Consider the following 12,069-nt stretch of genomic DNA (forward strand, 5'->3'; position numbering starts at 1 on the left):
ATGATGGAACAGAAGGTGAACAGAGATGGGAAAAAAAAAAGTATTAATGATAGTAGCAATTATGCTTTGTACCAGTATACTCTTGTGTCCCAGCGGGTACAGTGCAAACAGAAATGCGATTACTGAAACAAACCACCATCAAGACTTTGATGTCCTGCGAAGTGGAATACAGCCAACTCCGTACTATTTCCCATTTTCTAATAAAAATGTACAACCAGCGTATACCCAAACCTCTTCTTTTAATTTTCCACAATACGAGTTTATCCAAAACCCAACACCGGTGCTAAAATCATTTTATGATTATATGCCTGGTAGTTATTCATCAAATTCTATTTGTCTTCAAAAGATGAACGGTGGGGGTCAATATTTGACGTTTCATGCGCAGCCAACGAAAACGATCGAACGGCGACAATACTATGCGTATGTAAATAGCTCATATGGAATCATCAATGGGACCATAACAACATATACAAAACGACAAGGATATGGCTCACTTGCTATTCATCCATCGACAGGTAACCCGATTGTCAGTTGGCATGAATCACCTGAGTATACAACAGCGATCACCTATGATAATTTTAATGCAGGAAATATCCCAGGGTCATGGATGAATCCTGTAACTATCCCGTTGTCAGATTCCATGCATTATATCTGGCCATCGATGTATATCGGTCCATCCCCCTTAGGAACACAGTATGTTCGTGTGTATCAAATAACAAATAATGAAGTGAACATCCCCGGTGAGCTTCCCTGCGAAGATGTTCGAATTATGTATACCGATGTACTGAATACTCATGATGCTGACCTGACCAGCCTTTTAAATCAAACATCATGGACAACTACAACTGTATTTACCGAGTGGCGTGCCAAAGCATGTCGACCATTCCAAGCGTTTGCCATTGATTACACACATCCTGGAAAAGTAGCATTCATTGGCTGGGCTTCATGGTTAAAAGGAGACATGGGAGATATGCCAGTGAATGAAGGAGCATTTGTGTGGGAATCATTTGACTATGGTGAAACCTGGAACATCGCCAATTTGTATGATGATGGCCCAGGACAACCATTATATCAAGTTCAAAATCCAGGATTTCCAGAAGCACCAGCATTCCTTGATGTAACTATTGCTGGGTTTCATAATACTGCTCTGTATGATGCAGAGGGAAATCTCCATATGCCCTATCTGCAACAATACAGCTGGAGTAACGGCGTCTCAACATTTTATCTTCCCTATTTCCTTCCACAAGCTGAAATGGTATGGAATGGAACTAGTTTCAGTTTTCGGGAGGTACCACAACTTCCTGGTTACGATAGTCATTCTGGTCATACTGTACCATGGATCGATAGTAATAATCTGTTCCCAGTTATTGGATGGAGTACCTATCCAGCAAGCGATGCTGGAATATTTCATGAAAACATCCAAAAACAAGCAATAAATCGTGAAAAAAATTGGATGGTACAAATGTGGGTTGATGGCACCTATCATCAACTCGGAACCGATGGAAATCCACAATATAGCAAGTATAAGAAACATCCGCTAATTTACATTAGTGTTTCTCCAGACAATGGAAATTCTTGGTTTGACCCAATACCACTTACAGACGTTAACAGTCAACTGTTTGATTTCTCAGATCAAATAACTGTTTATCCTTATTTATGTCCTGATATCGTCGATCTTGGTAACGATTGGGGTCAAATCTTTCTGTACTATTTTGATGACAATGATTTTGGATCATACATCCAGAGTAGCGGTCCAAACACTGGGGGATACCTAATGTATTGTTCAATAAAAATTAAGTTTCCAAAGCCCGGTGATATGGACATCAATGCAAATGGACCGTATGCTGGATATATCGGTGATGAAATAAACATGTTTGGATCTGCAAGCGGAGGAAAACCACCATATGTATGGCATTGGGATTTTGGAGACGGACAGACTGCAGCAGTACAGAATCCTAAACATTCCTATAACGAACGAGGTACATATACCGTTAGATTAACAGTTACCGACAGCTCTAACCCACCAAATATCAAAAATGATACAACAGTTGCTACAATTCAAAATCGATTCACGATCCAAATCAAAAAAGGACTGGGGCTTAAGGTGTTTGTTAATAATACTGGTGATAAAGATCTTACAAATATCTCATGGTCAATCAAAGTGAACGGCAGATTTGTATTTCCCAAAGAAAAAAAAGGAATATTATCTAAGTTACTCGTAGGTGAAGGAAAAACAGTACAAATGCTCATTCTTGGTTTTGGACCTATCGGAATTACTGTTCGGATAGATAAAGAGAACATGTCAGAACCAGCACTTCTAGTATTATTCTATGTCATCGATACAAAGCTGAATGAATCAAAAACAACAGTAACTAATTTATACGATTATAAAAAGAATATTGAAGAAAAGAAATAGAATGCGAGGTGATTATTATAAAGAAATGTGTTTTGATAATAAGTAGCTTGTTGTTCTTTGCAGCGTTAAACTCTGTAACCTTGTCAACGAAAATTACAGCGCTGCCCGAGACAGTATCTTTAGATCAAGAATCATCAAATATAGATTGGTGGCCCATGTTTCACCATGATGCACGCCATACCGGAAGTTCACAATCCAACGCTCCAAACACGAATCATTCGATATGGAAACTATCTCTTGAAAAAGAAATTACTTCAGCGATCACGATTTTTGAAAATAAAATCTACTTGGGATCAGTAGACAAAAAAGTATATTGCATTGATGCTCTCGGTGACGGCAGTGGGGCAACAAAGATTATTTGGACTTTTTTAACCAACGGAATTATACGATCGACGCCAGCAATTGCTAACGGAAAACTGTATGTCGGCTCCGAGGATAAATATCTATACTGTCTTGATGCAACAGGAAACGACAACGGAACCACAACACTTTTCTGGAAGTATCAATGTGGGGACAGTATCGTTTCCTCACCAGTGGTCACAGATAGATTTGTTTTTATTGGATCATCAGATAAAAAAATATACTGTTTTAATGCAACAACCGGCGATATTGTATGGAGTTACCAAACAGGTGGAAATATTAAGTCATCACCAGCTGTTGATAATGATCGTTTAATCGTTTTAGCAGACAATAAACGATTGTTTTGTTTTGATGCTGATCCTTCAGACGGAATTGATGAAGGAGTTGATGATCCCGATAATGCATCATATGATCTTATTTGGAGAAAAACACTGAGTGTAACCATTTTTTCTGCAGAACCATCACCGATTATTTATAATGAAAAAATATATCTTGGAACTGGATTTCGATTGTTTTCATTTGATCTACAAACAGGAAATATCCTCTGGCAGGTCACTGATTTACCAATCACCATAACACGAACCCCGACAATCTACCAGAATAGATTATATGTTACAACATTTTCTGATAAAAATCAGACACTTTGTTTTGATTCAGATCCTTTTGATGATGGTATCGATGAGGGAATACCTGATCCGGAAGAATGCGAATACGATCTTATCTGGATTTATGATACTCAAACTGGAAATACCGTCATGTCATCTCCCATTAGTGCAGATGGTAAAATATATTTTGGTTCCAGAGATTCTTTTATGTATTGTTTGAACGCATCAGACAAGTCTTTAATTTGGAAATATAAAACAAAAGATCCAATTGAAACATCATCTCCAGCAATTGCACAAAAAGTACTGGTTTTTAGTTCAAATACTACTCTTTATTGTTTTGCAGATAACAGCCCCCCATACAAGCCCCAAACACCAGGAGGACCAACTATAGGTTTTACGAATTATGAGTATCAATACACCGCGAGTACTGAAGATCCTGATCATGATCAACTTTGGTATAATTTTTCATGGGGTGACGGTACCTCCAGTGGTTGGATTGGCCCTGTTGCTCAAAACACACCGATCTCAGCAACTCATTCTTGGAAAAATCCTGGAACATTCTATGTACGGGCAAAAGCAAAAGATCAATATGAAACAAGTCAGAGCTCTGAACGGTTAAAAGTAATCATTGTAGATCCTCCGAATTTAAACATTGATTCAGTTACTGGCGGTAAAGGTGTTTCAATAAACATCAATAACACAGGTAATGGCCCTGCTACTAATGTAACAGTCTCCATCCATATAACCGGGGGTGTTTTTGTTTACCCAAGAAATACCTCAATATTTTTGAATATGATTGGATCGCATGAAGAAATAGATGTCATAGTATCAATCTTTGGGTTTGGCTTAGGATTATGTACACCATTACCGATCATAACTATAACGGTAACTTGTGATCAAGGAATCACGACTAATAAAACAGTAAATGCGCAGATATTATTCAATACAGTTCGTATAAAATGAATATGAGACTCTCAAAACGTTCTAGAATCCGTTCGGAAACAAAACTCAGGTCATACCAAACATTAAAAGTATTTTTCATAATTTCATTACTTACTCTAATAAGTATTCATTCCTGTGAAGTTTTAATAACTATACAAGGTCAATTATGTACTCTAGAATCACTAAGCAGCAAACAACAAGATCTTATCTATGAATCAACAAGTAATCAATGTTATTATCTACGTGATGATGATCCTATTCCCGGTCAACATTCCCGGCTCGATTTTGGCCTCCTATTACAACAACCCCCTGAGACAAACGAGCGAACTGAATGTCATACATTTATAATCTTTAAATTCACAGAAAATGAGACACATCAACCAACAACCATATCAAATATATATTACCATATCTGGCAACATAAACCTGATGAATGGTCATATAAGCTTTTCGGCCTGGGATATAGTACCTTACCAAGCTTTGATACATCGATGAATGAATCAATCGGTATTAATACCGACAAGTACCATTGTATGTTTCGTAACTATCGTCTCATCACAGCACTACAATATACTAATTCTACGATAGCTCAATTCTCAAACGATACTATCTACAACTTTTTTCTCAAAATGGTAGGTATCGGGCCGAAAATCATTTGTTACCCAGATCAGTATTCATTCGTAATCTTCAACGTAGATAATAACGAAACACTCAGATTACTTGATTCAGATTCAGACAGACTCAATGATTATGAAGAATTATTTGTTTATTGTACTAATCCATATGACTTAGATACCGACAATGATAGTGCAACCGACTATGAAGAAGTACAAGCAAATACTCATGGATTTATAAACAGCAATCCAAATAACCCAACAGATACAACTCTGTTTCGGCTCATTAATGTTACTGTTGAAACGAGCACGATGGGATACTGCGGAAGGAATCTTGAATTCTATGGATATGCATCCGGAGGAATATCATCAGAATATCGCTGGTTGTGGGATTTCGGCGATGGAACCACATCAAATCAACAAAATCCAATTCATTGTTATTTAAACCCTGGAAATTATACAGTAAGACTCCTCGTTCGAGATCTTGTTGGAAATCAAGGAAACGATACTGCAGTTATAATAATATATCGTCAGTTGACAGTTACTGCAGGTGGTCCATATACTGGTATTGTTACCATGCCAATTGAGCTACATGGATCTGTAACTGGAGGGAAACCTCCATATGCGTATCAGTGGGATTTCGGCGATGGAACCACATCAATTGAAGAAAAACCAACACCCCGCTACTCAAAGAGCGGAACATACACAATCCTCTTTACAGTTACAGATTCTGGAGACCAACAACAGATATGCACGAATTATACATCTATCACTATAGATGATCATCCATTACGATTCCAGATCAAACCAAGAGGTTTTGGAATAACCCTATTATGTTATAATATTGGATCCTGGAATCTCACGCATATTACTTGTACCATAGCGGTTAATAATGGTTTTATTTATCCAAAAGAGTGTCACAAAAGTTTTAACCTTACTAGAAATACTTCAATAAAAATAGTACTACCAATTCTTGGTTTAGGAAAATTTGATGCAGTAGTTACTATAACACATGAAAAAATTCCTAGCGTACAATATTTTCTTAAAGGATACTGCTGTCTTTTTATAACAAGAAATCTAACCATAACATCCACATAACATAGAGAACAATAATGAAACTAAGAGGCGCTAACGGGAAGGTGCGCAGAACCTTTTTTACACCTACGATCCTTGTCAAGATCTAACGAGCGTTGCCGCATCTCACTCGGCGGCGAACCCGGGTAACTTTTGCTGCCGATCATCAAAGACGTGTACCCCATGTCGCTGTTGTTGACTCCGCCAATAGTTAATCGACTTTTCCAAATCGATCAGTCCCGTGGACTCGTGGTGTTCGTAGCCGCTCCAGAAGCTGCCACGTGGGTAACGCTTACGGAATCCAGGGTGCGCCTCAAACATTTTTCTTGATGTGTAGGACTTGAGGATGATTTCAGCGTTTTGAATGGAGTGCTGTTTTGGAATGTTTACTTGAAAGTGAATATGATCCTCACTGAAACCGAATTCGCCGTACTGAAAGCCAAGATGTTCCAAGTCGTGGAACGCTTTGGTGCAAGTATCGATGTGGCTTTGTTTTCTGAAGTTACGGTATCTTTTATGTGTTGAAAACATCATGGTGACCCAGTTGTTTCGTGTGTCATGCATTGGCTTTTTATAACTACTGCTACTTATATTTTCCCTACAGAATTTTTCTCCTGTCGCACCTTTCATAGACAGGCGAACACGTCTGCCGCGTGCGACAAAAAACAGATACGGTTTAACTGGAGAAAAAGAGATGCGGCTTTTCATCTGCGGGTTCTACGCTGTCGCTCCGAACTATGCAGTATCCTCAGCCGCAGTTAATGAGAGGAAAATTTAAATATTTTTATTCAAGAATTATTGTTTTGAATTTAATTTTTACATTAACCTCCTTTTCAATTTCAATATTTTGATCACATAAAATTTTTATTCGTATTTTTGGTAACGGTTTGATTAATATACCAAAACCAATTCCAAAGACATTGACATTAATATTTTCTGTTTCACCAATAGATAATTTACTGATTTTGTCATTTACTTTACGAGGGGTAACATATAATCCTCCGATGATTTCAATATTATATGAAATATTTGTTGCAATATTATCGCCTGTATTTGTTATGGAAACTGTAAATCCTGTTCCGCCTTCAAATGAAATCTCAAATGCAGGTTGATGACTAAGTATCGTAATAGTTAAAGCTGGGGACCAGTCACTTTGTGCTTGGCGGGTATCTTTTGCTTTAACTTTCACTTCGTAGGTACCAGCATTATTCCAACTATGGGTTGAATAATTATTTGAAATCCAACCACTAAAAGTACCATCTGCAAATGAGAAATTATAAAGTACTTGATCACCATCAGGATCAGTAACTGCTGCAGTGGTGAAAGTATATGCAATTTTTACTTCACCATTTGTTGGTCCTATTGGTACTGAAGGGGTAGGCGGGGGTAAATTTTCATTTCCTGTAATAATTACAGTTAGGGGATCCGACTCAACACTTAGAACATCATGAGTATCTTTTGCAGATACTTTGATATCATATGTTCCTGCAGCGATCCACTGATGGCTTACACTTGCATGAGCATTTTGAGCAAATGGACCTATCCATCCACTAAAAGTGTTATCTCCGAAACTAAAATTATACCAAAGTTGATCATCAGAATTTGGATCAGTTGTTTTTGTTGAGTAAGAATATTCTATATGTGTTAATCCCGCATTTGGACCTGTTGGTGTTTGCGGTTTATTTGGTGGAATAAGATCATCGGCTATTGCAAGTGTAGGATCACCAAACATCTCATACATCTCTATTGTTTTCAAATCAGCAGCTGGATCTGACATACCATTATTGATATAACTAGTAAGTGCTTTACTCCAAACCTGTCCAATTGTAGTGGTCTGTTTTTCTTTGTATGCATTAAACACATTTAGACATAAAAGAGTGTCATATCCATTGAGATCTTCTGGTCCAACCATACCAAACGATATTGCTGTTGGAGCAAAGGAAACGATACCGCCGCCATTTGGATTTTTTACAAACCGCCATCCGAAACAATTGTCAACTGAAAATTTTCCTACAGAACATGCACTGACAATAACAATTGGTAATTTATTTCCATTTGTTAAACTTGCAACATTTGCTGAGGTATATGCACCTTGACTGAGTGGTGTTGGTATCCAAAAGCGACTGTTATTATGAGGATGAGTTGACCATAATTGCTCACTTCCATGTCCTGAGAAAAAAACAAATCCTGATCCTTGGTTAAGTGAATTTGTGATTTCTTGAACACCTGTCATTGGATAGGTACTGCTAAGTCGTGCATTTGTATCCCAGATTTTATCTGATGTAAAATCAGTCATTATCTGAAGAGCAGCTTTGTTGGCTTCTTCTCCTTCATTCCATCCCCATATATCTTCAGGAACATCTGGGGGACAAAACGAATCGCCACCGATGACTATCATTTTTTTGAACCACGACTGTTTATATGCTTTTGCTGTTTCATATTGTATAATTTTATTCACACAATCTGTTACTTCGGATTGTTGAACACATGCAAGTCTTCCTATTGCAATATCTGGGTAAAGATCAATCTCATCGGTGTCATGAGTACTGCCCCAATCGTATTCACCAAAAACACTGTTGTTATTAGTATCCCAAGAAGAAAAACCGTTGGTGTTATTATAAATATCTGCATAATACACATCGGTATATATAATTTCATTTTGATATGGATCTGCACCTTCAACATGAATATGTGATCGTCGAGCAGGTACTTGATTGATTCCTCCGACTAAAAGAACATCAGTTGTACCCCAATTTTCTATTGAATTTTTTATGAAATATTTAATTTTTTCTTGATTGTCACGACCTTGTACCTGGAAATAATCACCATTGTAGATTTCATTAAGGGTGATGATTTTTGTCGGAATGTTCCGTACAGTTGTTTTATGATTTAATAATGGTGTTAATGCACTAATAAATGCATCTGGAGAGATGATGATGAATTTATACTCTGGTTCTGTCGGTCGAGGTTGTGTTTTTGGAAGGAGATAATTAACATTAATTTCAATGGATTGTGCATAATTGATCGTATTCGTTTCAGGTGTATATTGTATTGGAAAGAGCTGTATACTCAGGATCATTCGCCGTTGATTATTTTCATCAAGCCCCATACCGAGATGATATTTAAACCAGGTCTTGATTGTTTGAGGTGTATCGAATTGGGCATGTGTCGAAAATGTTCCATCTTTTGCTATAGGATAGGATGCAACAGGTAATTTATGAGAAAGTTGTCGTGAATGTACATTGTTTGGCGTGCAAGTAACATCTGTTATTACCGTTCCAACTGGAAAAGTAAATGTCTCTACCTTCATAGGTACTTGATAAAAACCAGGTTTGCTGAAAATTGTATTTGTTCCATCGAGATCAAGAGTTACAGTTTTGGATTGTGTAGTAATAGCTAAATTTGAAAAAACACAGGTTCGATGCTCAGAATCGTTCAAAGTAGTTAATTGCCGAGCAAGTCCGACTCCAGAGGATAAAATAAATCCGATGATTATTAAAGGTATTATTTTATTTAAATTGTTTCTTTTATTCATTTTTTATCACTTCCTTCAAACAACTCCTAATATAATGACATATTTTCCTAAAACAAGGCCAACAGCCTTTTTAGAAAGAGTATCTACATTAATAGAGATGTCAATTTTGCCGAGACCTCGTATTTGTGGATCGGTTTTTACAATTATTTCACTATAAGGATCTAAACTTGGTATACTTTCACTTTTTGAAGAGGCTATATTTTTAAAAATTCCTCCTGTGACATCAATACTCCAATTAATATTGTATACTGCATCGCTACCACTATTTTCAATAATTACACTAACTGTATTAATGCCCCCATTGATTTCTTTTATTTTGAGCTTTTGAACCGGTGGATTTGAATTTGTCACATACACAATTTGGACTGGAGACCATTCACTGATTGCACCATAGTGATCTTTTGATCGTACATGAACTGAATATATTCCTTCGGTTGGCCATAAATTGGTTGTTTGAATGACTTGGCCTGAAGCTATCTCAGAGGTCCAATCTCCTATTTGATTTCCCCAGTCCCATTGATATGCTACAGCATCTCCATTAGGATCATTTGATTTTGTTGAATATGTATATATTTGACCAACGATCCCTTGTGTTGGTCCATTTGGTTTTTCTGGAGTTGTTGGCGGATCGTTGACAAGTACAGAAAGCGGTTCAGATAAACTACTGTAAAAACTATTATCTCTTACTTGTAGTGTTACAGAATAAATTCCTCCTGTTTGCCAGGTATATATCATTTGTGCTAATTTTCCTGATGCAACTGGTCCGATTTCAATATGGTCAGAACCAAAAGACCAGAGATACCATAAATGATGTTTTTGTGGGTGGATAAAAGTTGATGAGTATACTCCCACTTGTCCTGTGCGCAGTGTAGCAGGCCCTAAAAATAAAGGTTTTATCGGGGAATCAATTTTTATTAGCCATATGTCTCCTGCGAGTCCCGTTGAAAAAGTTGTACCAATTGCACAATAACCATCCAGTGTTTGGATTATATCAAAACCATAATCGTCTGACATTTCCCCACCAAAAACCATGCTATATTCTTCAGATCCAAGTATATCTGTCTTTACAATCCAAAATTGATTTAATCCAGTAGTGTTTGATCCTTTTACACCAATTAATAGAAAATCACCTTCAACCGTTTGTTTAATATTGTAAAATTCACTATTTATCTCATCTTCACCGAATATTTTTTCAAATTGTTTTTCTCCATTTCGTTCAATTTTTATAAAAATTCCTTTATAATAATTATTTATTTTTGTAGTTCCAGCAATTGCATATCCTCCATCTTGTGTGATCTGAATTGATCTACCTATATCATAATTATCATTTCCGTATGTTTTGCTTATTTGAACAGAACCCTGTTCATCGGTTTTTAAAAACCATATCTCTCCTAAACGTATTGGGGAGAATAATTCTCCAACAATTATATATCCATTATCTGAAGTTTGTTTTACATCATAGCCAATATCAAGATCAGTTGATCCATAAAATTTGTTCCATTTTCGATTTCCATTTGCATCAAGTTTAAGAAGGAAAGCATCATTTGTACCAGTTGAATAACCTGTAACAATGAAACCTCTATCATAGGTTTGTTGAAGTGAGCGTCCATCATCATATCCTGATAAATCATAAGTTTTGAAAAATAAGGTTTCTCCATTATTATTTATTTTTAAAAATAAGACATCACCATTAACATTACCATAAGATGTTGTTGAACCGATAATTGCATAATTTTGGTCTATTGTTTCGATTACAGCATATGCATAGTCTTCATTAGGACCACCAAAGGTTGTATTCCATTGTTCATTTCCATTATGATCTGTTTTAATTATAATAATATCAGTATCGCCTACATTTGTTGATGTTGTAGTACCAACAAGGACATATCCACCATCAGTTGCTTGTATAATTGAATAACCAACATCAGATCCCGTCCCTCCAAAATTTTTTTCCCAGAGAATATTATTTGTTGGTGTTGGTTGTCTGGTTGCTGGTAGACTAGATATTGTCGATAATAACATGTTTATTAAAATTATTCCAATACATAGTTTTTTCATTTTTTCACCTCAATTTAAAATAGATATTATTTTATTTAAATTTTTAAATATAAATTATTTATTTTAATTACATCAAATAATTTGAAAAGTATCAAACGACGATAAATTCTATTGTTAATCTGTTATAATCTTAGTAGCTTACACTTTTTCTTGAACTAGCAGTAAAACATTAGGCTGGGATTTCCAAATGAGTGATTCTTCTATATAAAACCATATGATCTAAGTTAAAAGTAGGGGGACATGCATTTTCATGCCTACCAAGATCCTTGCAACAGAGACTTGGCAGGATGGGAAAATGCAAGAAGGGGATGTACTTCAACAAATAAAAAACTATAGGTAGAAAAGGCTTCATCCCGAAATAGATAATTAAGGAAGAAACATTCATTTTTTCATTGGATGGGACGCGCAAAGAAAAGGATTAATCCAACAGTTGCGAACCATGTGAACCGCAATTTCACCGCCGAT

At 36.4% G+C, this 12,069-nt stretch carries 6 protein-coding genes; 3 read left to right on the top strand and 3 right to left on the bottom strand.

The genetic code is table 11. The annotated features are described in order from the left end of the window. The first annotated feature begins 25 nt into the window (after positions 1-25). The 3 genes from QXL17_04405 (at position 26) to QXL17_04415 (ending at position 6,035) form a co-directional block, all read left to right on the top strand. Complete coding sequence (locus tag QXL17_04405) at positions 26-2,416, top strand: PKD domain-containing protein (GenBank protein ID MEM4258377.1); 2,391 nt, start codon at positions 26-28, stop codon at positions 2,414-2,416. A gap of 155 nt (positions 2,417-2,571) precedes the next feature. Next, positions 2,572-4,344, top strand: a complete 1,773-nt coding sequence (locus tag QXL17_04410) for a PQQ-binding-like beta-propeller repeat protein (protein MEM4258378.1) — start codon at positions 2,572-2,574, stop codon at positions 4,342-4,344. 2 nt (positions 4,345-4,346) lie between these two features. Next, complete coding sequence (locus QXL17_04415; protein ID MEM4258379.1) at positions 4,347-6,035, top strand: PKD domain-containing protein; 1,689 nt, start codon at positions 4,347-4,349, stop codon at positions 6,033-6,035. A gap of 102 nt (positions 6,036-6,137) precedes the next feature. On the opposite strand, the gene QXL17_04420 is transcribed toward QXL17_04415, so the two are convergent. From QXL17_04420 to QXL17_04430, 3 genes are all read right to left on the bottom strand, one after another. Next, entirely contained in the window at positions 6,138-6,719 is a 582-nt protein-coding gene (locus QXL17_04420; GenBank protein MEM4258380.1) for a transposase, read from the bottom strand. 76 nt (positions 6,720-6,795) lie between these two features. Continuing rightward, entirely contained in the window at positions 6,796-9,546 is a 2,751-nt protein-coding gene (locus QXL17_04425) for a C25 family cysteine peptidase (protein MEM4258381.1), read from the bottom strand. Positions 9,547-9,561: 15 nt separating this feature from the next. Next, the gene (locus QXL17_04430; GenBank protein ID MEM4258382.1) at positions 9,562-11,604 is read right to left on the bottom strand and encodes a hypothetical protein; all 2,043 of its coding nucleotides are present in this window, start codon (positions 11,602-11,604) and stop codon (positions 9,562-9,564) included. Positions 11,605-12,069 lie beyond the last annotated feature (465 nt).

Source organism: Candidatus Thermoplasmatota archaeon (assembly GCA_038884455.1).
Classification (GTDB): Archaea; Thermoplasmatota; E2; order DHVEG-1; family DHVEG-1; genus JAWABU01.